At 64.8% G+C, this 23294-nt stretch carries 20 protein-coding genes; 6 read left to right on the top strand and 14 right to left on the bottom strand.

What is annotated here, in order from left to right; translation table 11 throughout:
- The first annotated feature begins 835 nt into the window (after window positions 1-835).
- Both U5A57_RS32765 and U5A57_RS32760 read left to right on the top strand, forming a co-directional pair.
- Window positions 836-1561 (top strand): cytochrome c oxidase assembly protein, encoded by a 726-nt coding sequence (locus U5A57_RS32765; RefSeq protein WP_321915832.1) that lies wholly within the window; start codon window positions 836-838, stop codon window positions 1559-1561.
- On the top strand, window positions 1558-2070 hold the full coding sequence (locus U5A57_RS32760; protein ID WP_321915831.1) for a CopD family protein: 513 nt from the start codon (window positions 1558-1560) through the stop codon (window positions 2068-2070). Before U5A57_RS32765 ends, U5A57_RS32760 begins: the two co-directional genes overlap by 4 nt.
- On the opposite strand, the gene U5A57_RS32755 is transcribed toward U5A57_RS32760, so the two are convergent.
- Window positions 2034-2546 carry a DUF2231 domain-containing protein gene (locus tag U5A57_RS32755; RefSeq protein WP_321915830.1) on the bottom strand — a complete coding sequence of 171 codons (513 nt, stop codon included), beginning with the start codon at window positions 2544-2546 and terminating at the stop codon, window positions 2034-2036. The two genes, U5A57_RS32760 and U5A57_RS32755, sit on opposite strands and share 37 nt — an antisense overlap.
- A gap of 87 nt (window positions 2547-2633) precedes the next feature.
- On the opposite strand from U5A57_RS32755, the gene coxB reads away from it, so the two are divergent.
- Genes coxB through U5A57_RS32735 form a run of 4 tightly spaced genes read left to right on the top strand, consistent with a single transcriptional unit; the run spans window position 2634 to window position 7529 of the window.
- A complete protein-coding gene (gene coxB / locus U5A57_RS32750) occupies window positions 2634-3284 on the top strand; it encodes a cytochrome c oxidase subunit II (RefSeq protein ID WP_321915829.1) in 651 nt (216 codons plus the stop codon).
- The gene (ctaD, locus tag U5A57_RS32745; protein ID WP_321915828.1) at window positions 3281-5818 is read left to right on the top strand and encodes a cytochrome c oxidase subunit I; all 2538 of its coding nucleotides are present in this window, start codon (window positions 3281-3283) and stop codon (window positions 5816-5818) included. Before coxB ends, ctaD begins: the two co-directional genes overlap by 4 nt.
- On the top strand, window positions 5815-6153 hold the full coding sequence (locus tag U5A57_RS32740; RefSeq protein WP_321915827.1) for a hypothetical protein: 339 nt from the start codon (window positions 5815-5817) through the stop codon (window positions 6151-6153). Before ctaD ends, U5A57_RS32740 begins: the two co-directional genes overlap by 4 nt.
- Before the next feature lie 50 nt (window positions 6154-6203).
- Window positions 6204-7529 (top strand): ferric reductase-like transmembrane domain-containing protein, encoded by a 1326-nt coding sequence (locus tag U5A57_RS32735; RefSeq protein WP_321915826.1) that lies wholly within the window; start codon window positions 6204-6206, stop codon window positions 7527-7529.
- A 173-nt stretch (window positions 7530-7702) separates the two neighbouring features.
- Here the strand turns inward: U5A57_RS32735 and U5A57_RS32730 are convergent, their stop codons facing one another.
- From U5A57_RS32730 to U5A57_RS32670, 13 genes are all read right to left on the bottom strand, one after another.
- Window positions 7703-8497 carry a hypothetical protein gene (locus U5A57_RS32730; protein WP_321915825.1) on the bottom strand — a complete coding sequence of 265 codons (795 nt, stop codon included), beginning with the start codon at window positions 8495-8497 and terminating at the stop codon, window positions 7703-7705.
- A gap of 101 nt (window positions 8498-8598) precedes the next feature.
- Entirely contained in the window at window positions 8599-10170 is a 1572-nt protein-coding gene (locus U5A57_RS32725; RefSeq protein WP_321915824.1) for an alpha/beta hydrolase, read from the bottom strand.
- 88 nt (window positions 10171-10258) lie between these two features.
- A complete protein-coding gene (locus tag U5A57_RS32720; protein ID WP_321915823.1) occupies window positions 10259-11758 on the bottom strand; it encodes a patatin-like phospholipase family protein in 1500 nt (499 codons plus the stop codon).
- Between the two features lie 21 nt (window positions 11759-11779).
- Window positions 11780-13246 (bottom strand): efflux transporter outer membrane subunit, encoded by a 1467-nt coding sequence (locus U5A57_RS32715; RefSeq protein ID WP_321915822.1) that lies wholly within the window; start codon window positions 13244-13246, stop codon window positions 11780-11782.
- Window positions 13247-13316: 70 nt separating this feature from the next.
- Window positions 13317-14957 (bottom strand): proton-conducting transporter membrane subunit, encoded by a 1641-nt coding sequence (locus tag U5A57_RS32710; protein ID WP_321915821.1) that lies wholly within the window; start codon window positions 14955-14957, stop codon window positions 13317-13319.
- Window positions 14954-16468 (bottom strand): complex I subunit 5 family protein, encoded by a 1515-nt coding sequence (locus tag U5A57_RS32705; protein WP_321915820.1) that lies wholly within the window; start codon window positions 16466-16468, stop codon window positions 14954-14956. Before U5A57_RS32705 ends, U5A57_RS32710 begins: the two co-directional genes overlap by 4 nt.
- Window positions 16465-16812 (bottom strand): NADH-quinone oxidoreductase subunit K, encoded by a 348-nt coding sequence (locus tag U5A57_RS32700; protein ID WP_321915819.1) that lies wholly within the window; start codon window positions 16810-16812, stop codon window positions 16465-16467. Before U5A57_RS32700 ends, U5A57_RS32705 begins: the two co-directional genes overlap by 4 nt.
- On the bottom strand, window positions 16809-17753 hold the full coding sequence (locus U5A57_RS32695) for a hydrogenase subunit MbhD domain-containing protein (RefSeq protein ID WP_321915818.1): 945 nt from the start codon (window positions 17751-17753) through the stop codon (window positions 16809-16811). Before U5A57_RS32695 ends, U5A57_RS32700 begins: the two co-directional genes overlap by 4 nt.
- Window positions 17750-18043, bottom strand: a complete 294-nt coding sequence (gene mnhG, locus U5A57_RS32690; RefSeq protein WP_321915817.1) for a monovalent cation/H(+) antiporter subunit G — start codon at window positions 18041-18043, stop codon at window positions 17750-17752. The genes U5A57_RS32695 and mnhG overlap by 4 nt, the downstream gene beginning before the upstream one ends.
- Window positions 18040-18324 carry a monovalent cation/H+ antiporter complex subunit F gene (locus U5A57_RS32685; RefSeq protein WP_321915816.1) on the bottom strand — a complete coding sequence of 95 codons (285 nt, stop codon included), beginning with the start codon at window positions 18322-18324 and terminating at the stop codon, window positions 18040-18042. Before U5A57_RS32685 ends, mnhG begins: the two co-directional genes overlap by 4 nt.
- The gene (locus U5A57_RS32680; RefSeq protein ID WP_321915815.1) at window positions 18317-18856 is read right to left on the bottom strand and encodes a Na+/H+ antiporter subunit E; all 540 of its coding nucleotides are present in this window, start codon (window positions 18854-18856) and stop codon (window positions 18317-18319) included. Before U5A57_RS32680 ends, U5A57_RS32685 begins: the two co-directional genes overlap by 8 nt.
- A gap of 79 nt (window positions 18857-18935) precedes the next feature.
- Entirely contained in the window at window positions 18936-22010 is a 3075-nt protein-coding gene (locus tag U5A57_RS32675) for an efflux RND transporter permease subunit (protein ID WP_321915814.1), read from the bottom strand.
- Complete coding sequence (locus U5A57_RS32670; protein ID WP_321915838.1) at window positions 22007-23080, bottom strand: efflux RND transporter periplasmic adaptor subunit; 1074 nt, start codon at window positions 23078-23080, stop codon at window positions 22007-22009. The genes U5A57_RS32675 and U5A57_RS32670 overlap by 4 nt, the downstream gene beginning before the upstream one ends.
- Between the last annotated feature and the right edge of the window lie 214 nt (window positions 23081-23294).

The following is a 23294-nucleotide window of genomic DNA, read 5'->3' as shown; positions in this document are numbered from 1 at the left end:
AAATCCTGGTATTCGAGCGCTGCCACGCACGGTAGATGATCGTAAGCGCCCGCCTGGCCAGGCTTGAGCCGTGCCTCGGTCACCGCCTGGATGACCTTGAACCGGTTGACTTCGCGCAAAGCCGCGCCAGAACCCGGGCCCAGTGATGGGCGCTGCCGCAGGCTTCCATGACGACACGGCTCGCCGGCCGGTTGGCGAGAACGGTACGAGCTGGGCGCGTTTGAGCGCCTTGCTGTGAATCGTGCCGGTCTTAGGCTCGACATAGTGAATCTGGAAAACGCGCTTGCCAGGTCGATGGCAATGGTCGTGGGTTCCATCTGGTTCTTCTTGGCGGCAGGATCTGCCGAGCCAGCAATGTTGCACGCTCTGGACGCGAGTTTGTAGCGTCGGATGGCCCGCTAAGGCTGGAGGCGACCATTCCATCTAAATAGCCAGAACACGACATTTCTACTTGGGACCCACATCAAAAACTTCGCTAATTTGCATTATGTTAAATAAAGCATGAAGTTCGATGCCGAGCACGGCACGCTCTACTTAGGACATCGATGAGTTCGCCTGGCAAATGCTGTGAACCTGGCTAGCAGAATCAACGAGCTTCAATGGATGCACGCCCGGCATGCGTCGAATGGCCTTCATACGATGGGCAGCCTGCACCGAATATCCCCGGCATACGCTACTCGCGACATCGGAACAGCATGGACTAACGTGACAATGTCCGCGCGGCGAAGCTGACGAAGCCTTCGTCTGCTACTATCGTGAGCATCCTCGCAGGTCTTGTCACACCAACGGCTAGACGTACATTACAGTACGATTCAGATCCGGAGGGCAGCGTGTCATGCCAGCTTCACTGATCGCCTACTGCGGCCCCGCAGGCACTCCTGAAGATCTGTGGCTGCGCTGGAACACCGATCCGTTGTTGCTCACCGCGCTTGCGGCTCTGGCATGTGTCATTGCCCGCGGGCGCAGCGCCGATGCACGCGCCGCCTGGCTCGCGCTCGCGCTCATGGTCGTCGTATTCGTCTCGCCGCTTTGCGCGCTGTCGTCAGCGTTGTTCTCGGCGCGAGTCACGCACCACATCCTCCTCATCGCCGCCGTCGCGCCCTTGCTGGCACGAGCCTTTCCGCTGCGGCGCATTCCCTCGCCTCCTCTCGTGCCGGTGGTCGCCGCACATGCCGTCATCGTCTGGCTCTGGCATGCACCGGGGCTTTATACGTGGGGCCTCGCCACCGTGCCCGCCTACTGGTTGATGCAAGCCACACTGCTTGGGAGTGCATGGTTGATGTGGCGCAGCATATTCTCTCCGCAAGTCCAGACCGGCGTCGCATTGATGGCGCTGGTCACGACGATCGGGCAGATGGGCCTGCTCGGCGCCCTGATCGTCTTTTCTCCTCGTCCGCTCTACGTGGTGCATTTCGCCAGCACGGCCGCGTGGGGACTCACGCCGCTCGCCGATCAGCAACTGGCCGGACTATTGATGTGGGTGCTCGCGATGATCCCTTATCTCGCCGCTGGACTCTGGATCGCATGGTCCTCGCTGCGCGCCGGGGAGCCCGCACTGTGACGACCGTCCTGAAGTTCATCCATCTTGCCGCGATCGCGATCTGGTCGGGCGGCCTCATCGTGCTGCCGTTCCTGTTCTGGCAGCGGCGCACGCTCCCGGTCGGGCCGGAACTCGATCGGTTGCACCGCATCACGAGGCTCGTTTATGTCGAACTGACCTCACCCGCCGCCTTCGTCGCCATTGCAAGCGGCACGGCACTGATCTTTCTGCAGGCCACGTTCGTTGAATGGTTCACGGTGAAGATGGTGTTCGTCGGCATCATGGCGATGCTGCATGTCCTGGCCGGGCTCGTGCTCCACCATCTTTTCCTGCCCGAGGGGCACTTGAGCCGCCTTGCGTCGATTGCTCTCGCAACCGCTTATGTGTTTGTTATCGTCGCGATCATCTGGGTCGTACTCGCCAAGCCGCACATCCCCTCTAGCACGTTCGCCCCGCACCTGTTCGAGCCCGGCGGGCTCTCCCGCTGGCTGCATCAGTCCTTCGGGGAAACCAGAATGCCAACGCCATGATCGAACACGAGCTTGCCTCCATGCCAGCCGGCGAAGCCCGTCATCACCGTGGCGAGGACCGACAGCGCGAGCCCATGCGGCAGCACCTCTGCGGGATAGAGAAGGCGCAAGCCCCAGTTGGCGCCCGCGATCGCGAGGAGCGTCATGGCGGCCACGGCATGCGACCAGCTGGCCTCCCGCAAGCGGATGCCGCGCACGAGCAGCAGCTCGGCCGTACCGGCAAGGCTGGCTCCCACGCCGCTCCAGAACGCAAAGCCGGCTGCCCACAGTCCCGCCCTCACCCAGAACGGATCGCCCGACCACCAGTAGATAACATCGACGCCCAGTGTGGCGACCACGAATGCAATCGGGAAGTGCACCATCATCACGTGAATCGGGTGACCGACGAGCGCGACGACCGAGCCTGCATCGAGCCGCAACAACTCGAGCATCACTTCGCTGTGGCCTTGAGATCCGGAATCTTCTTTCTTTGCCATGGTCAATCCCCCCTGCGACGAAGGCGTGATACCTCAAGCCATCATAGTGTCTTGCGTGTGCTCGTCCAAGCCGGATTGGTCGCCGCGTTGTCCGCCTGCGCCGGTCCGCTCTCGACGCTCTCGCCGTCCGGGCCTGCCGCCGCGTCGATTGCCGGGCTGTGGTGGGTCATGCTGGTGGGCGCGGCCGTGCTGTTCGCACTCGTGCTCGCGCTGTTCTTCCTCGTCATCCGGCGACCGGGCTGGGGCTCGGGGGTGTCGCCCGCGCGCTGGATCGTGCTGGGCGGCCTCGTGCTGCCGGCCGTGATCCTGATTCCCCTCATCGGCTATGCGCTCCATGCCGGCGAACGGCTGCTGCCGCTGCCGGGCCGCACCGCGCCGCGCATCGAGGCCATTGCGCAGCAATGGAGCTGGACCTTCCGTTATCCCGATGCGGGCGGCCTCGAAACGAAGAACGTGCTGCACCTGCCCGCTGGCACGCCCGTCGACATCGTCGTCACGAGCGAAGACGTCGTGCATGCGTTCTGGATTCCGCGCCTTGCCGGCAAGATCGACGCGATCCCCGGGCATGAAACGCGCCTGCGCGTCGAGGCCGATCAGCCCGGCCAGTACGAAGGCCTGTGCAACCAGTTCTGCGGTCTCGGCCATGCGGGCATGCACTTCGCGGTGATCGTCGATCGTCCCGAAGACTATTCCGCCGCCCTCAAAGAAGCGGCCGCCAGCGGGGAGGTGAAGAAATGAGCGTGCCGGTCGAGCCTGAGTCACACGGCATGAACGCGCTGCGGCTGCACCGCCAGCTTGCCGCGATATGGGCCACGGGCCCGGGTGTCCAGCGACTCTCCTCCGTGAACCACACCGTGATCGGCATGCGCATGATGATCACCTCGTTCGTGTTCTTCGCGATCGCGGGTGTCCTCGGCATGCTGACGCGCGTGCAGCTCGCGAGCCCGCATGCCGCCTTCATGGACGCGGAGACCTACAACCAGGTCTTCACGATGCATGGCTCGATGATGCTGTTCCTGTTCGCGATTCCCATGGTGGAAAGTTTCGCGGTCTACATCACGCCAAAGATTCTCGGCACACGCGACTTCGCCTTTCCGCGGCTCACGGCCTACGGCTACTGGTGCTACCTGTTCGGCGGCACGATCCTGACCGTGGCGCTCATCATGCACGTCGCCCCCGACGGCGGCTGGTTCATGTACACGCCACTCAGTTCCAACGTGTATACGCCGGGGATCAACGCCGATGTCTGGCTGCTCGGCGTGACCTTCGTCGAAATATCGGCGCTCTCGCTCGCGATGGAGATCGTCGTCTCGATCCTCAAGATGCGCGCGCCGGGCATGTCGCTGGACCGCATGCCGATCTTCGCGTGGTACATCCTCGTGACGGCCATGATGATGATCGTGGCCTTTCCGCCGTTGATCCTCGGCTCGATCATGCTCGAGGTCGAGCGCGCGTTCGGGCTGCCGTTCTTCGACCCGCGCCGCGGCGGCGATCCGCTGCTCTGGCAGCACCTGTTCTGGCTGTTCGGCCACCCGGACGTCTACATCATCTTCCTGCCGATGGCGGGCGTGCTCTCGACGATCATCCCCGTGTTCGCGAGGCATCCGCTCGTCGGCTACCGGACCATTGTCGTGGCGATCATCGCGCTTGCGTTCCTGAGCTTCGGCATCTGGGTCCACCATATGTTCACGGTGGGCATTCCGCATCTGGCGCTGGCGTTCTTCTCGGCGGGCTCGGCGATCGTCGCGGTGCCCACCGCGATCCAGTTCTTCGCGTGGCTCGCCACGCTGTCGCACGGCCGGCCGCGCTGGGATGTGCCGATGCTTTACATCTTCGGCTTTTTCTTCGTGTTTACGGCGGGCGGCCTGACCGGCGTGATGCTCGCCATCGTGCCGTTCGACTGGCAGGCGCACGACACCTATTTCGTCGTCGCGCATATGCACTATGTGGTGGCCGGCGCCCTTGCCTTTCCGATGCTGGCCGCGTTCTATTACTGGCTCCCGTTGCTGACCGGCCGCACTGCCGTGCACAGGCTTTCGCTGCCCGCCTTCTGGCTCGTCTTCATCGGCTTCAACATGACCTTCTTCCTGATGCACCTGACCGGCCTGCTCGGCATGCCGCGGCGCATCTTCACCTATAGCGGCGACGAAGGCTGGAACTGGCTCAACCTGCTCTCCTCGGTCGGCGGATTCATCATGACGATCGGCTTCGCGCTGGTGGCGATCGACATCGTCGTGCAACTGCGCTTCGGCAGACGCGTGCGGCGCAATCCGTGGGATTCGACGACGCTCGAATGGGCCATGCAGATCCCGCCCGCGCCCTACGCGTTTGCTTCGCTGCCGCGCGTTGGCGCCCAGACGGACGGCATCGGCCCGGGCCAGCTTGCCGTGTCGCTCGCGCGCGGTGAAGGCTATCTCGGCTTTACGCGCAACGGCTGGCAGGAAACGCTTGGCGTACACATGACGTCGGGTGAACCCGACCAATTGATCGTGCTGCCGAACGCGACGTATCTACCGCTATTCACCGCACTCGTAACGGGCGCCGCGGTGCTCGCGATGCTGTTCAAGTTCTACCTGCTATCGGCCGGGCTCGCCTTCGTGACGTTCGGCATGTTCGTCTTCGCCGGCCAGCGCGCGGGACTGCCGCGCGACTATGGTCCGCTGCCGGTGGGCCACGGCGTGAGCGTGCCGCCGCATACGGAAGTGGCGAGCGCGCCGTCGTGGCTTGCGCTCGTCTGCGCGCTGGTCGCGAACGGCACCCTGTTCACTTCGCTGATCTTCGGTACGTTCTATCTCTGGATCGCCGCGCCAAACTGGCCCGCTGCCGCGACGCCGCAGCCGAGCCGTTTTCTCGTAATCCTCACGATAGCGGGGCTCGCCGTCGCGGCGGCGGCTGCGCGCGGCTCGCTGCGCACCACGACGGCGGGCGGCAAACCGTATGGCTGGATCGTGCTTGCCGCACTCGCACTTTTGGTGGCGCTAGCCGCCGACGTCGCGTTGATCTCCGGCGTCACGCCAGATCCGCGCGCGCATGCGCTCGGCGCAACGGCTGCCGCACTACTCGCTTACATCGCACTGCATGCCGGCATCGGACTGCTTTTTCTCGTCAGCAACCTGCTGCGCTTGCGCGCGGGCTTCATCTCCCCGCGGCGATTCACCGACCTGCGCCTGTCGCGCTTGTGGCTCGACTACACAACGGTGACGGCGATCATCGCGATCGGCCTCGTGCTCGCGTTGCCTGGACTCGTCGCGATGCTCGGAGCGCGGCCATGAACGGGCACCCGCTTGCACCACGGCGGCTGTGGTGGCTGGCCGTCGGCTTCACGATCTGGTGTCTTGCGCTCGTGATCCTGTATGCGCTGCACGCAATCGGTTGCGCATTCGGCTGGCCGGCAGGCCCGCTGCGCCTGAGCCTCGTGATCGTGCTGCTCGCGCACCTCGTCGCGATCGGCTGGCTGTGGCGCTACCGTGCGGCCGCGCGGCGCGACCCCGGTCCCGAGCCGATCAGCACCTTCCTGCATACCGTTGTCATCTGGACCTTGATCGCGGCGCTTGCCGCCACCGTCATCACGTTTGGGCCCGCGCTGTTGCTGACCACCTGCATCTAAGCAGCGCGTAGCAAGGCTGTGAAGGCAGGGCCTGACGTAGAGGGGGTTTCATGAATGCTCGCGATCTCGTGCGCAAAGCCATCTGGTCGGCCATCTATCTGCTTTTCATTCTCGCTCCGCTTTTCGCGCTGCTCGTGGGCAATCTGCCGCCCGCGCGGAATTTCGGCACTGAGTTTTCGGTGGCGCTCGGCTATTCCGGACTTGCGATGATGGGTCTGCAATTCGGCCTCACCGCCCGCTTTCGGCACGTCACTGAACCGTGGGGCGAGGACGTCATCTATCACTTTCATCGGCGTGTCTCGCTGCTGGCCGTGGGTCTCGTCGCGGCGCATCCGCTGATCCTGATCGCCATCCGCTCGGAATCGCTCGCGATGCCGGACTCGATCCGGGATATCCCCTGGGGCGCCCGCTTCGCGGTCCTGTCGATTGGCGCGCTTGTCGTGCTCGTGGTAACCGCCCTGTGGCGCAAGCAGCTGAAAATCCGCTACGAGACGTGGCATCGGTCGCATATCGTGCTCGCGCTAACCGCAATCGGTGCGGGCATGCTGCACATGGTCGGCTGGGGCTTCTACCTCGCCGATCCGTTCAAACGGATTCTGTGGATCGGCATGACGATCTTCTGGATCGCGTTGCTGCTCTACGTGCGCATCGTCAAGCCGCTCTTCATGCTGCGCAGGCCCTATCGCGTCGTCGAGGTCCGCAGCGAACGCGGCGACACCACCACGCTCGTCATGCAGCCCGAAGGTCACGCAGGGTTTCGTTTCAAGCCGGGCCAGTTCGGCTGGCTGACGCTATGGGCCAGCCCCTTCCGCATCACCGGGCACCCGTTTTCGTTCTCGTCGAGCGCCCAGGCGCCGGACGGGCGCGTCGAAATGACGATTCGCAATCTGGGCGACTTCACTAGCGCTGTCAAAACGGTCACGGCCGGGCAGCGCGTGTATCTCGACGGCCCGTATGGCGCGTTCACGATCGGCAATCCGACGGATATGCATGTGCTGATCGCGGGCGGCATCGGCATCACGCCGATGATGAGCATGATCCGCACGCTTGCCGACCGCGGCGACAAGCGTCCGCTGGTGCTGCTCTATGGCAGCAAGGACTGGGAATCGCTGACGTTCCGCGAAGAGCTGGACGCGTTGAAGGAGCGGCTCGATCTGAAGGTCGTCTATGTTCTCTCGGAGGCTCACCCGGGCTGGACCGGCGAAACCGGCCGCATCGACGCGGACCTGTTCAGGCGTCACCTGCCGCCCGAGTACACGGACCACGAGTACTTCATTTGCGGGCCGGATGTCATGATGGACGCCATCGAAACCGCGCTGGGCAACATGAAGGTGCCAATTGCCCGGTATCACTCCGAACGCTACAGCTTCGTGTAGGAGAACCACCATGCGCCGCTTGCTAGCCGATCGTCTGGTCGTTGCCACGGGCGTGATTGTCGTTGTGCTCGCACTCGTGTTTGCGTTCGTGCGGGTGGCGTCGCGGCAGTAGACTTTCGCTTCGTATTCAGCGCTATTGTGGCGGCTATCGGAAACTTTGCAGGCCGGACACGTCAGCGCGGCGTGCGGGAATGGTCGATCGCTGCGTTCGGTGCGACCGTGCCTGCCGCGAAGCGCGGTGCGGCGTTCGCCACCAGAATGAGCGCGGCACCGGCGAGGCCGCTCGACACATGTTTCAGCGCATGCCCGGCGAGCACATGATGCGTGAGCTCCCACACCTGCCAGTCAAGGCTCTCGAAGATCTTTGCCACCCCGTAGAAAACGATCACCATTGTCCAGCCCAACACGCTGTCCACCTTGCGCGTGAGCGTCAGGCCGACGATGAACATGAGGCCGCCGAACTGCAGGATCGCGTATGGCCACAGGCTGTTGAGCGCGAGCCAGTAAGCGATCGTGCCTAGTGACACGGCAACCATGATCAGCAACGGTACCCAGCCCACGCGCTGCCCGGTGTTCGACGTCCAGAGCATCGCCAGGATGCCGGCGAAGACGATCGTCATCGGCAGGCGATCCCATACGAGCGTCGCGTCGGAAGGCGCCCAGTGATAGTAGGCCGACCCGATTGCCGTTAGCACGAGCCCGAATCCGGCGACGACCATGCCGGGGAATTTTGGCGGCTGCCGATTCTGCGGGTACGCGTTTCGCTGCGCCCAGCCGAGGCAGGCGGCCCCGGCCGCCAGAATGACGAGATTCGACAGCACGTCCGCCGCATGCGGTATCGAGCCCAGCGCGCGTTGGTCCGCGAAGTGGTGATACGACGCCGGCTGCGCGAGCGGCCATACCAGCTGCAGCGCCGTGCCCACCACGAAAAGCAGGATGCTGCCAAGCAGCAATCGGGGAATGTTCACGGAGCTCGTCTCCGGGTATGACGTCACACTCGACAGGCGCTTGCGCACCCTCCCCGTATGATCGGACAATCCGGGCCCGGTAACAAGGTTGGCGGGATCGGTTACGGCTCGTCGTAATCGCCGCCGGCCTGCTCGAGTTCCTTCAACTCCTCTGCGGGGTCTTCCGGCTTCCCGGCAGCGGTCTCGTGAGTGCGCTTCGGCGAATCGACAACAGGAGGGGGCATCTTGCCGATCCCCTCGTCGATACGTTGCAGGAGATACGGGAAGAACGGATTCGATGCGATCCGGAACATCGAGTCGAGCGTCAGAATCAACGTGCCGCGCTCTCCGCGCGGCGCGAGCGTACCCAGGTTGACATTGAAGTTCTCGTCGTCGCCCGGCTTGATGCCGTAGAGTGCGTCCGTCACGGGGAATGGAATCGCCACATGCGATAACGAAAAAATATCCGGCGGATAGTCGATCTCCAAAGGCCGAACATGAGTTTCCACACCGCCGGCATCGACACTGCGCTCGACCGTATGAGCCGAATCCTGTGACGCGTTGGCAATGACCGTGGTGCGATAGTTCTGCGGCCCGATGCGCAGCAACCGCGTGAGCGCGGAATAGGACGCGACGCGCAGGAAGGTTCTGAAGCTCACGCTGCGGTTCACGTCGAACAACACGATTTCACTGCCGTTTGCGGGAAGCTTGTCATACAGCGACGACATGACAGCAGGCGTGCTGACTGTGAAATCGGTCACCGACTGGAACGTCAGTACGGGAGGGAGCGAACTCAACCGGTTATCGCGTTCGAGCCTCGCCATCTGGTCCTGGATGGTGCTGGTAAGCAGCCAGGACTGACGCGCTGCGTTCACCGGGAACGAGTTGTATTTGAAGGGGTTGAATTCCGGCACGATGCCGAGCCAGGCGGCCCGCGCGAATGCAGGCAACACCGCGGGTAGGCCCACGAGGCCCGCAAACCGCGCGTAACGGGTCACGCCGATCATCGGCGAAATGAGCACGAGCCGGGTGGGACGCGTGAGCGCGGGGTTCTCGATGGCGTCCATCGCATATTGCAGGGCAAGCGCGCCGCCGTTCGAGAAGCCGATCAGTTCGAGCGGCTTGTCCGGGCCCACGCGCCGGCGCGCTTCGCGCACCGCGAGCCGCGTTGCCGCTGCCCAGTCTTGCCAGGTGACGTTGGTCAGTCCCGCAGGCACGGTTCCGTGTCCAGGCAAACGGATGGCGATCGCGACAAAGCCCCGGTCGCGATAGTTGCGCGCGATGTGCCGCAGACTGTAGGGCGAGTCCGTCATGCCGTGCAGCAGCACCACCGCACCAACCGGCGGCCCTGGCGGTTCGAGTATGTACGAGCGGTTCCAGTCCTGAGCGAAGTGCTCTGGATAAATGGGCGAGCCTTCGTAGTAGCGGTTCGACGGGACGCGCTCGGACGCCTTGACCTTTTCGACGACGTTGACGCGCACATCCTCGAAAAGCCGCGACTCTTCCCGCATGTACGCATCCCAGTCGCCGGCGTCCATCTCTTCTACGGTCATCTCGCGCGGTACGTAGGTGTGCCAGACCGACAGGTCCGGGCCGCGCAGCGAAGACCACGCCCGCAATCCCAATGCGAGTAGCGCGAGCACGACCAGAATCGACACACCTATTTTTATTACCTTCAGCGACGTGCGTAGCATTGGTTTTCTCTCGGAAGCAGCTTCAGAACACAGTATGGGAGATTCGCGTTTTTTTCGGTGAATCGCCGTCCTGGGGCGCCGGGCGTTGCTATGGCGCATCCGCCTCTTTGCTTTTTGCCGGCACGGCGCCCGGTTCGACCTTGCCAGTCTCAGGCGGGTCGACAATGCGCGCCCCTGCCGCCTTGAGGGCGGCCTGGAATTGCGGGGAGGCCAGGATGATCGTGCTCGCCGCGTTGCGCAAGCGATCGATTGCCTCGTCCGGCAACGCAAGTGAAGTCGGCAATTGATTGAGGCCGTCTCGCTGGGCTTTGTCGGCCAGTGCATCGAATGACACGTCGACCACATAGATATCGGTGTCGGGCGCTTCCACGGCCCGGGCCAGCGCGGGGTCCTTGTTGTCCCTGAACGCCTCGGAGTTGCGGATCTGGCGCAATAGCGCCCATCGCGCCTTGATGTCCTGCAATAGCTCGACGGATTCGCTGGAAAATCGATCGATCGGCACGCCGACAGCCTGGACAAGCGTCCGGATTGCGCCCGGTGGACGTTCGGAAAGGTTCCAGCTGCTCGAAGGCGACGACGCCGCGTTCACGACGAAGATAATCAGCCTGCGTACGTTGTCGAGCGGCGCGGGTTGGCCGGCTTCGTGAAGCGCCTCGAATGTTCCGATGAAGTCCAGCACGCCCCGGAGTCCCAGATTGTCGGAAATGCCGCCATCGACGAGATGGAAATACGGGTTCTCGGTCGAGTCGACGATTTCGCGCAAATCCTGCAGTCGATTGAGGATACGGCTCGCGGATCTCTGCACCGTGCCGGCTCTGGCAAGCGCGTGACTCCACTCGGGTTCCTCGTAGCCACACGTGCCGCCGTAGTTGTTGATCGTAATCGGAGCCAGAACCACCGGCACGGCAGAGGACGCCGCCGCCGCGCGCGAAAGCTTGAATGGACCGAGATCCGCGCACATGACATCGAAGTTCTGCTGGAGAAACACGACGCGCGACCCCGTCGTCAGTTCCGTTGCGCTGACCGCGATCATCGGACCGCCCTTGCGCTCGAGTTCGGCGAATGTCGCGTTGTTGAACAGGACTTCGTCATACAGTTTTGCCGCCAGCTCGGAGCGGCTCCAGCGCGCGGAAGCCAGCGCGGGCCAGTTCACCGGGTTCAGGATCCGGGTGACGAGTTCGCGCTGTACGTTGCGCTTGAGAAAGCGGTCCTCGTAGAAGTCGAACAGATGCTTGCCGTAAAGCCCGTACGCCAGCGCGGTGAAGCTGCCGCCGGAGACGCCGGTGATCAGATCCACCTCATCGAGCAAGCGGATTTTCTCGCCCGACGCGCCCGTCACTTCGATACGCTGCAGCGTCTCCAGCGTTCCATAGGAAAACGCCGCCGCACGCATTCCGCCACCGGAGAAGGCCAGAATGACCATGTCCTGCCTGCCGGGCCGGTTGCCTTCCAGCCGGTCGAACGGGCTCAACTGCTGCGGGTCGTACTGAATGATCGGCGGGTTCACGGGCCGCGTCGCGCAACCGCAGAGCAATAGCAACGACGCGGCGGCGAGCCATACGGCGTACTTCCATGAACGCACGACCATGTCACGGGAGCCTGTGTGAATTCACCTGCCCTGCGGGGCGCTCACCTTTCGTTCGGCGCTCAGGGACACGGGCGTATGCGAATCGGCGATATCCACCCAGCCACCGCCCATGGCCTGATACACGCTGATCACCTGGTTATAGCGCGAGGCCTGCAGGCTGGCGAGGGTGAGCTCGGCGGAGAACAGGTCGTTTTCGGAGATCAGCACTTCGAGATAGCCAATCAGGCCATCTTCGAACTTGAGGCTCGAGAGGCGCGCGTATTCGCGCAACGCGTCGACACGCTGCTGCTGAAGCCCGGTCTGCTCGATCGTGTTCTGTGAGCTGACGAGCGCGTTGTTGGTATCGTTGAACGCGCCCAGCACGGTCTGCCTGTAGATCAGTTCTGCCTGGCGCTTTTGTGCCTCGGCCGACTGCACCTGACCACCAATCGCGCCCGCCGTGAAGATCGGCCCGGTCACACCCGCTGCGATCGACCAGAGCGCAGCGGGCCCGGAAAGGAAGTCGCCGAAGGCCGTGCTGACCGAACCGAGCGCACCGGTTAGCGAGATGGTCGGATAGTAAAGCGCCCGCGCGGCGCCGACGTTCGCATTGGCGGCGACCAGATTTTGTTCGGCCTGCAGAATATCGGGCCGCCGCTCGAGCAGACTCGACGGCAGATCGGCCGGAATGACGGGAAGCACCAGCTCGCTCACCGACTTGCCGCGCGGAATCGGCCCAGGATTGCGCCCCAACAGAATGGAAATGCCGTTTTCCACGATGGCAATCTGCTGCTCGATGGCCGGTATCGTGGACTGCGCGAGTTTGTACTGCGACTGCACTTGCGAAAGCTCCGTCTGGGAAACGAGGCCCTTGCGATAGCGCAGCTCGAAAATGCGCAACGTTTCGCCGAAATTATTCGCGGTGGCCCGCGCAATTTCGAGTTGCCGGTCGAGTCCGCGCAGCGTGATGTAGCTGGTCGCTACGCCTGTCACGAGCGAAAGCACGACGCCGCGCTGGGCCTGTTCGCTCGCATAGACCTGCGCCTGTGCGGCTTCGGTCAGGCGCCTTACCCGGCCGAACAGGTCGATTTGCCAGGAAGCGGACAGCGCGCCCTGATAGAGATTGAATACGGGATCGAGCAACGGCGAGAGCGGCGGCATCCCGACCTCGCTGGTCCGGTTGCGGCTCACGTTCGCGCCATAACCGACTTGCGGCAGACCCTGCGAGCGCGCCGAGCGCAACAGGCCGATGAACTGGTCGACACGCGCCGCAGCGACACGCACATCCAGATTGCCCTCCAGCGCGGCCTGGATCAGATCGTTCAACACCGGATCGTCGAACTGTTCCCACCATGCCGTGTTCACGACGGCTTCGGCCGCGGGCAAATCGACCCGCCACGTTGCGGGCACCGGCACCTCGGGGCGGCTGTAATCTGGGCCCACGCTAAAGCAGCCGACCAGGCAACTGGTAGCGGCGGCAAGTATCGCAGTCCACGTCCGCGTTCTCATGACGTACTCCAGGTTCTGCTGCGACCGCGTCGCATAGGCGCAGGCGGTGCGCTCGTTTGCGCCACACACATCATGCCGCCACCGCCAGCAGGCCACCGAACAGCAGCGCTGCGAGCAACAGCGTCAGACACGACACGGACCACCCACGCACGAATGCATCCGTACACACCGCGATTCGTGCGGCCTGCGCGCCGCCTCGTTGCAGTCCGCGCAAGAGGCCGCCTACGTCGCCCACGGGCACGGACGGCACTGTCTTGCCCCATCGGCTCCAGCCAATCGCGAGCGCCGCGCCAACGAGTACCGGCCACAGCGCGGACCACAGCGCCGCGGGAGCCAGGGCCTCGGGTAGCGAGCCGACCGGGATACGCAGATACAACACCCACGGAACGGCCAGCGAGGCCACCACCATTGCGAGCCACGCGCCTCTGAGCGGCCCAGGAGCGCGCGCGTTGTAATGGGTCGTGCCCATCGCGCCGAGACAGCGCACGAAATGAAGCATCAGCAACGTGGTTGCGGCTGAAGACGCCGCAGCCAGCATGCTGGCCAGATCGCCGGACAGCAGATCCTTGGCCGCGTATTTGGCCAGCGAGCCGCCGGTCAACGGCAAGCCGCCGAGGCCGAGCGCGACGATCGCCGTGGGCACCTGCACGAGGCGCAACGATCCGGCGCCCGTCAACGCGACCACGCCCACGGCCAGAAACAGCGTGCCTTTCACGAGCAGATGGTGCGCGGCATAGTAAGCGGCCGCCAGCACGGTGGCGGGATCGCCAGCGGCCAGCCCCATGCCGATGACGGCCATCAGGAAGCCCATCTGGCTCACGCTCGAGTACGCCAGCACGACCTTCGGCTGAAACTGGGTGATGCCGATCGCCACGCCGTAGAACGCGCCGAACATGCCCAGCGCCGCGAATGGAATGCCGAACTGCGGCCATGCACCGTTCGAAGCGAATGGCAGAAAGCGGACCAATGCGATCACACTGGCCTTGACCACCGCGCCGCTCAGCACCGCTGCCGCGGGAATGGGCGCAGCGCGATAGGCGTGCGGCATCCAGAAGTGCAACGGCACCATCCCGGCCTTCATGCCGAGGCCAACCAGCAGCAATAGCACGGTGGCATCGCGCCATGGCGAGCCCGGCAAGGCGGCAGCCGCATCGCGAATCAGCAGGCTGCCGCCGGGCGTAGCCTGTGCCAGCAGGACCAGCCCGCCCAGCACGAAGGCCTCGGCCAGCAAGGCAACGCCAAGATAGAGTGCGCCCGCATAGCGTGCTTCGGGTCCGTCGCCCTGGAGCACCAGCCCGCTGGCGCCGACACTCAATACCGCCAGCATCAGATAGAAGCAAGGCAGATCGGCCGTCAAAAACACGCCCACGCTGCCGGTCAAGGCCATGAACCAGCAGACGACAAAACCATCGATATCTTCGCGGCCGCGTACATATCGCGCGGCGTAGATGCCGGCGAAGAACCACAACAGCGCCGCCGTGCCGAGCAGCAACGCGCCCGGCGTATCGAGCGCGAAACGCAGGGCGAACCGGCTGTGGCCGAGCGTCAGCGTTTCGCTCTGCCCCGCCCCGACTGCCGCCGCCAGCGCAGGCAGCGCAGCGATCGCGAACCACGACGGCAAGCGCCTGCGAACAGGCGCGCAAGCGCAAAGCAGCAGCATCAGCAATGGCAAGCCGATGGCGGCGGCGAGCAGACCTTGGGACATGTTCATGGCAACCCCGCCTGCGGCATCACGGTGCGGCCAATCTGCGCCACGTCGACCGGCAGCAGCACGGCGAGGCCAAGCAGGAACGAACACGTTGCGAGGCCGAGCACCGCGAGCTGCTGGTAACGGGGCACCTGCCGTTGCGGCGACCAGCCGGGCGCGGCGGGCTCCATCGCGCGCACCACCACCATGAAGACGTAGACGCTCGTGAGCAGGCCGCCCGCCAGCATCACCAGCGCCCACCACCATTGCCCCGTCGCGAGCGCCGCCGACATCAGCAGCCACTTGGCCAGAAAGCCGCCGGAAGGCGGCAAGCCGATCAGCGTCGCGCCGGCCAGCGCGAATGCCGTCAACGTCATGGGCAAGGCGCGGGCCGCGCCGCGCAGGTCGGCCAGGCGGTCGTGACCCAGCGTGCTATAAATCAGCCCCGCCGCGAGGAACATGGCCGCTTTGGCGCTCGCGTGCGAGATGGCCTGCAACAGGCCGCCCGTGACGGCGCGGGCGCCTTCGTGCTGCGCGGCGAGCGGAAACAGCAGGAACAGGTAGCCGATCTGCGCAACCGTCGAGTATGCGATCAGGAGCTTCAGCCGCGCCTGGCGCAGCGCCACCACGTTGCCGAAGAGGATCGCCATCGCGCCGAGTCCCGCCAGCAGTTGCGCGCTGGATGCGCTCACGATGCCGGCGAAGACATCGAGCCACAACCGCACCACCACGAACCACGATCCCTTGATGACCAACGCGGACAGCAGCGCGCTGGCGGCGGCGGGCGCGCCCGCGTGCGCTGGCGGCAGCCACAGATGCAGCGGAAAAAGCGCGGTTTTGGCGAGCATGCCTGCCGTCATCAGCGCCAACGCAGTCCAGGCCAGCGGCTGAGCGCCGATCCTCGCCGCAAGCAGCGCGATGTCGAGCGTGCCGTAGGCGCCATACAGCAGAAAAACACCCAGCAGATACAGCATCGAACCGATCAGCGCGTACAGCAGATAACGCAGCGCGGCCTGTAACGTTTCGGCGCGGCCATCGAGCGACACGAGGGGAACGCCGGCAAAAGTCAGCAGTTCGAGCGCGACGTAGAGCGTGAAAATGTCTCCGCTGACGAAGACCAGATTGAGCGCCCCCCATACCGCGAGCAGCAGCAGCCAGAATGCCAGCGGCGCGCGCGCCTCGCTCGTGCCGGACGGCGTGCCGAAATCGCCATTCGCGTAAATGGCCACCGCGCCCACCACCACGGCGACCACCACCATCATGCAGACCGAGAGGCCGTCCGCGCGCAGCACGACGCCCAGGGGCGGCGACCAGCCGCCCAGCAGATATCGCAATGCGTCGCCCGATACCAGCAGCCTGGCCGCAATCTCCAGCACGACGCCGAAACCGAGGGCAATCGTCACCCAGGCCACGCGTTGCGCGTGGCGGCCGCCGAGCGCGAGACCGGCCATCATCCCGGCGAACGGCAACAGAATGGCGAGCGCGAGCAGCAGGCCGCCCGGCGTCGACTGCGCCGTGGGCGCGAGCGTCGTCACGTGGCCTCCGAATTGCGCGTCTGGCCCGACGCCGCATCGCCGTCCGCCGCAAGCGAATTCGAGCCCGTTTCCGAGAACCGGCGCAGCATGAGCCCGACTGCCAGCGCGGAAGCGGCAAACGACACGACGATCGCCGTGATCAGCAGCGCCTGCGGCACCGGATCGCCGGACATGCCCGCGCCCGCCCCACGGTGTGCAATCACGGCACAGGCCAGAAAAACGCCGTTGCCCGTGAGATTGAAGGCCAGCACCTTGCGCAAGGGCTGCGGGTTGACGATCAGGCCGTACAGGCCGAGACCCACGAGGGCGGCGGCGGTCAAGCCGAACAACTGCGAGACGTTCATGGGCTCACCTCCGGCCGCTGGGGTGGCCCGACCAGCAGGAGGACCAGGGTCACGGCAAGCGAAGGCAGCAGCGCGGCTTCGATGACGATGATCCACAGCTTCGCCCGGCCGTCGGGGTACGCCAGAAGCGCGCCCGCCATGACGGCGCCGAGCAGGCCAAGCGCGACGAACACGGCCGGCCCGAGGATCAGCACGGCGCGCAACCAGCGCCGGCTGATCGGCGGCGCATCGCGCAGACCGGACATCATGACGAGCAGCCACATCGCGGCAATCACCGTGGCGCCCTGGAATTTGCCGCCCGGATGATCGGCGCCGACCCAGAAAATATAGATGCCGATCACGACGCCTATTGGCGGCAATACGCGCGCCAGATACACCAGAATGTCGTTGGGGCTCACCACCTGCGCCAGTCCCGGTCTGCCGCCCCAGAAGCGGTCCGGCGCCAGCGACCAGACGCCGACCACGCCCAGCAGCAGCACGATCGCTTCCAGCAGCGTGTCGATCGCGCGGAACGACAGCAGGACCGCCGTGATCGGGTTGCCGACGCCAGTCGCCTGAATGTGCTGCGCCACCTCGGGCGCGAGCGTTGGCGCGGGGTCCGGCAAGTTCCACAGGCAAGCGGCAATCACGACGGCGACGCCCGTGGCGGCGGCTCCTGCCGCGACACGCATTGCGAGACCCGGCTCCTCGGCCTGGGCTGCCGCTTCCGTTGGCTGCAGCCGCGAAGCCGCGCGGATCAGCAGCGCGCCGGTCAAACCCGCACCGATCGCCGCTTCGGTCAACGCGACGTCGACCGCGCGCAGCACGAGCCACGCAAGCGTGAGCAGCAGGCCATAAGGAATGAACCCGGCGACCGCGGCGAACGTATCGCGCACCACGACGGTCCATAGCGCGAGCGCCAGCAGCAGAATCCCGATGCCAAAGGAGATGGCGGAGATCATCGGCCCTCCTCCTGCCGGCGCGCCGCGCGCGCGATGAGCTGCGACACATCGGACGACGTCAGCATCACCAGCAGCCAGACCACGATCAGCTTGAGGGCGATCACGATATGCCCGGTCTGGGGCACGAGGCCCAGCACCACCATGCCGAGGCCCAGATTGTCGGCCTTGGTCAACGCGTGCAGCCGCGTGTACGTGTCCGGGAACCGCAACAGCCCGACCGTACCGGCCACGAAGAAGAAAACGCCGGCCAGCATGGCAACGATCGTGAAGACGTCGGCTGCGGTTTTCATTTCCGGTCCTCCTTCGCGATCTCGCCTTCGGCCTGGCGATCGGCCTTGACGAAGGCCACCGAGGCGAACGCCGCAAGCACGGCGAGCGTCAACGCCACATCCACGACCGCTTCGACGCCGCTTGCCGTGCCGACCAGCAGCAAGGCCGCGATTCCTCCCGTGCCGAACAGTTGCGCGGCCATCATGCGGTCGGCGCGCGTGGGCCCGCGCAGCACACTCAGCAAGCCCACGGCCACCATCAGCAGCACCAGCGCGCAAACGGCAATGAGCACGTCAGCCATGACGTTCACCGCTGACCGAAGCGCCCACCAAAGCACCGGCGAGGCGCCGTTCTTCGTCGGCCAGCTGCTCGGCCACGGGCTGCGAAATGTCGAGGCAGTGGTAGACGAGCCCGTCGGCGGTCTCGTCTACCGGAAGCGACCCTGGCAAGAGACTCGTGATGATGGCGAACCCATTGCGGGCCGTTCCCGGCGGAAAGCCGACACGATAGACCACGATGCCCGGCCGCAAAGGCAGGCGCGGGTCCAATGCGCGGCGCGCTACGTCGATACCCGCGAGCAGCGACTGCAGGAGAAAATGCGGCGCGAAGATGAGTAAGGCGCCAAGGCGCAACATGCCTGTGGCGGGAGGCTGCAGACGCAGGCTCATCTGTGTCGCGATGAACGTCGCGATCAGACCGCACGCGAGATCGGCCGGCTTCACGCTCGGCATCAGAATGAACCAAAGCGCCAGAAAACACAGCGCGCGCGCCAGCGCGACGCGCCAATGCGAACGCCAGTCGAGCAGGAAAGCACGCAGCGATGGTGGGCTCATGAACGATGCGCCTCCTCTATGGAAAACCAGCGAGCGCGAACATGGCGGATGGCCCCGGAGGGAATCCGCCCCACGCGGCTTACACCGCCCCGCTCGCCGTACCCGAATGCGATGCCGGCCGGTCTTCCTTGCCGAACACCACCATGTACAGCGCCGGCAGGAACACCAGGGTCAGCAGCGTCGCCACCAGCAACCCGCCCATGATCGCGAAGGCCATGGCGCCCCAGAACACGGTGGGCGCGATCGGGATCAGGCCGAGCACGGTTGAGATCGAGGTCAGCATCATGGGCCGTATGCGCGAAGTGCCCGAGGCGACCACGGCCTCCAGCACACCCATCCCCTCTTGCCGATAGGTCTCGATCTGCACGATCAGGATCAGCCCGTTCTTGGCGATCATGCCGATCAACGCGAGAATGCCCAGGATGGCGACGAAACCCAGCGGCCGGTTGAAGATCAGCAGCGCGAGCACCACGCCTATCAGGCCCAATGGCATCACCGAGACCACCATGGCCAGCCGCTTGAAGCTCACCAGCAGCACCATCATGATCGTGAGCATCAGCACGATCATCACCGGGATCACGGCAAACACCGACGCTTGCGAAATGGCGCTTTCCTCGAAAATGCCGCCGGTCGCGACGTGGTAGCCCTTGGGCAGCTTCGCGCTGAACTCGGCGATCTTCGGCGCGAGCGTGGCGACGACATCGTCCGGCAGCGTGCCGTGCATCACGTCGGCGCGCACCGTGAGCGTCGGAACACGGTTGCGCCGCCATACCAGCGGCGACTCCTGCTCCTCCGTGAACGTCGCGAACTGGCTGAGCGGCACCATCCGGCCGCTCGGCGTGGGCACCTGCAGCGTACTCAGCGACTGCACCGTGAGCGGCTGCTCTTCCTGCGCTCGCGCCACGACGTTGACGAGGTAAATGTCGTCGCGTATTTGCGTGAGCGGCGTGCCGGTAATCACGGTATTCATGATGGCGGCGAGCGCCGCGGAACTCACGCCGAGCTGGCGCGCTTCATCCTGATTGATGTGAATGCGGATCTGCCGGGCCGGCTCCATCCAGTCGAAATTGATGTGGCGCGCGCGCTCGTCGGAACCCACGATAGCGGCCAGATCGAGTGCGGTCCTGCGCACCTGCGCCGGGTCGGGACCCGACACGCGATACTGCAGCGGCCACCCCACCGGCGGCCCCAGTTCCAGCGGAGACACGCGCGCGACGATGCCGGGAAACTGGTCGCTCAGCGTCTTCTCCAGCTTCGATTGCAGCCGGTCCCGTGCTTCGAGATTCTTCGCGACCACAATGATCTGCGCGAAAAACGGATTGGGCAGCTGAACATTGAGCGTGAGAATGAAGCGCACGGCGCCGCGGCCCACATAGCTGCTGAAGTGATCGACATCGGGATCGCTTTTCAACATGGCTTCGAGCCGCGCGACTTGCGCCTCGGTCGCGTGGATCGAAGCGTTCTGGCGCAAGGTCAGATCCACCGTGAGTTCGGGCCGGTCCGATGCGGGGAAGAACTGCCGCGGCACGAACCGCACGAGGAAGATCGACACCACGAACGCCGCGAGCGTGATGGCGATCGTCAACCCCTTTAGCCGCAGCGCGCCACGCAGAAAGCGGTCATAGGCCATGAGCATCTTGCCGGGCTTGCGCGGCTCCTTCTCCGGCTTGGGCGCTTTCAGGATCACCACGCCGACGAGCGGCGAGAAAATCACCGCGCCGAACCACGACGCGAGCAGTGCGATCGCGACCACCGCAAAAATGGAAAACGTATACTCGCCCGCCGAACTCTTCGCGAAGCCGATCGGCACGAAACTGGAGATCGACACGAGCGTGCCGATCAGCATCGGCGCGGCCAGCGTGCGGTACGCGAACGTCGCGGCCTGATCCTTGCTGTCGCCGGCGGCGAGCCGGTTGATCATGGCGTCGACGGTGGTCATGGCGTCGTCGACCAGTAGGGTCAGCGCAATGATCAGGGCCCCTAACGACACCCGGTGCAGGTCGATATGCACGGCGTCCATGATCGCGAATACGATCGCGAGCGTGAGGGGAATCGACAGCGCCACCACCGTCCCGGGCCGCACCCCCAGACTCAGGAAGCTGCACACCAGGATGATGATGATGGCCTGCCAAAGCGACGCCATGAAGTCGTTGATCGCGACATCGACAGTATCCGACTGATTGGCGACGAGGAACGGCTCGATGCCGGCGGGCAGGTTCGCGGTGGCGTCGGCCATCTCGGCCTTCAGGTTGTGGCCGAGCGCGAGGATGTCGCCCGAATCGCGCATCGCAATCGCGAGACCGATGGCCGGCTTACCGTTCACACGGAACATCGGCTGCGGAGGATCGGCGAAGCCGCGCCTCACGGTGGCGATGTCGCCGAGGCGAACGATGCGACCGCCGAGCACCAGGTTGACATCCTCGATGTCGCGTTCGGAATCGAAGGCGCCCGTCACCCTGAAGAACACCCGCTCCTGCCCGGTTTGCAGGACGCCGGTCGGCCTGATGAGATTTTGCGCTCTCAATGCCGCGACGATGGTCGGGTAATCCAGGCGCAAGCCCGCAAGACGCGTGGTCGAGAACTCGATGTAGATCTGTTCGTCCTGCGCGCCCAGCACCTCGATCTTCGACACGTCGGGCACGAGCAGCAGGCGCGAGCGGATCGCCTCGACGTGATCGCGCAACTCGCGCATGTTGTAGCCGTCGGCGGTGAAGCCGTAGATGATGCCGTAGGTGTCGCCGAAGTCGTCGTTGAAGAACGGCCCGAGCGTGCCGGCCGGGAGCGTTAGCCTCATGTCGTCCACGTTCTTGCGCACCTGGTACCAGATGTTCTGGACCTCGGAGGGCGGCGTGGATTGCAGAAGATCGACGAAGATCGTCGTCTGGCCCGCTGTCGTATAGCTGCGTATGCGATCGAGATGGCGGGTCTCCTGCAACGTGCGCTCGAGCCGCTCGGTGACCTGCGAGAGGGTGTCGTCGACTGTCGCGCCCGGCCACGCGGCGGCCACGATCATGGTGCGAAAGGTAAAAACCGGATCTTCGGCACGCCCCAACCGCAAGAATGACAGCGTTCCCGCCACCAGTGCGGCGATCATCAGGAACACCACCAGGGGGCGCTTCGAAAGCGCCCACTCGGAGAGATTCGGGCCAATCACCTGGGAGCCTCGGTCCAGTTAATTTTTTGTCCCGGCCGCAATGCCTGAACACCGGCAGTCACGACCACGTCGCCGGTGGCGAGGCCCTGGGAAACCTGAACGCGGTCCTCGCCATACGCCTGAAGCTCGACCTCACGCACCGAAACCGTCCCCGTCTTCGTATCGATCACCCAGACTGCCGGTTTGCCGCCGGGCTGGATCAGCGCGCTCGAGGGAATTTCGATGGCCGGCGCGCGCTGCAGCGTCATGTGGCCAATGACCGTGCTGCCAAGGCGCATGGCAGCCGGTGGATTGAGAACCTGAACCCGGACCGCAAAGGTTCCGGTCACCGGATCGGCGCGCGGCGATACTTCGCGTACCTTACCAACGGCGGTGATCTCAGGGTTGCTGGCAAGCGCGATGACAATGTCGGGATTGCCAGGCGCGACATCCTTGATCGCGGCGGGCACGTCGAATACGGCATCCACCGCGCCTTCGCGAGCGATCTGCACGACCATGCGGCCAGCCGGAACCACCTCGCCCGGCTCCGCCCCGCGCGCCGTGACCACGCCCGCAACGTCGGAAACCAGATCGGTGTAGCTGAGCCGGTTCTGCGCGATGCTGACCAACGACTGCGCCGAATCGACTTGCGACTGGGTGATCTTCGCCATCGCTTCCGATTGTTCGAACGAAGCGCGCGACACGGCATGCTCCGCAAGCAGATCGCGCATGCGGGTGAACATGGTGCGCGCTTCCAGGGCTTGTGCCTGGGCCGCGGCCAGTTGCGCCCGCGCGGACTGCAGGCTGCTTTCCTCGTTCATCCGGTCGAGCCGCGCCAGCACCTGGCCCGCCCGCACGCGGTCCCCGACATCGACGTTGCGGGACGTCATTCTTCCGTCGATACGGAACGACTGGTTGATCTCGGCCTGCGCCTGCAACCTTCCGGTCAAGGAGATAGTGGTTCCCGCCTCCTGCTTTTCCACCCTGACGGCGCGTACCGGGCGGACCTCCGTCACCGGCGCTTCTTCGCCTTTACGGCAGCCCGTCAGTGAGCCTGCCGCCAATACGCACAGCACCGCACTCAGCGTCACGGCCAAAGGCAGGGAAACCGCTCGACCCGTAGCATGATTCGCACACACTGGCGTATTCCTCTGAATCCCTGGAGCGGCTGCCCGCGTCCACCCTGAAATGACTTCGCGCCTTGTTGCCGCCTTGCCGGGCGCGCCGGGGTATCCATCCGAAAACAAAACGATTCAAGCGCTAGCCCATCGCGCGCACGTTCTCCGCGCACCGCTCGAGGGAGAT

Source organism: Paraburkholderia sp. J11-2, from assembly GCF_905220185.1.
Lineage (GTDB): Bacteria > Pseudomonadota > Gammaproteobacteria > Burkholderiales > Burkholderiaceae > Paraburkholderia.
The sequence above is the reverse complement of the archived record's forward strand: the minus strand, read 5'-3'. Positions and strand labels throughout refer to the sequence as shown.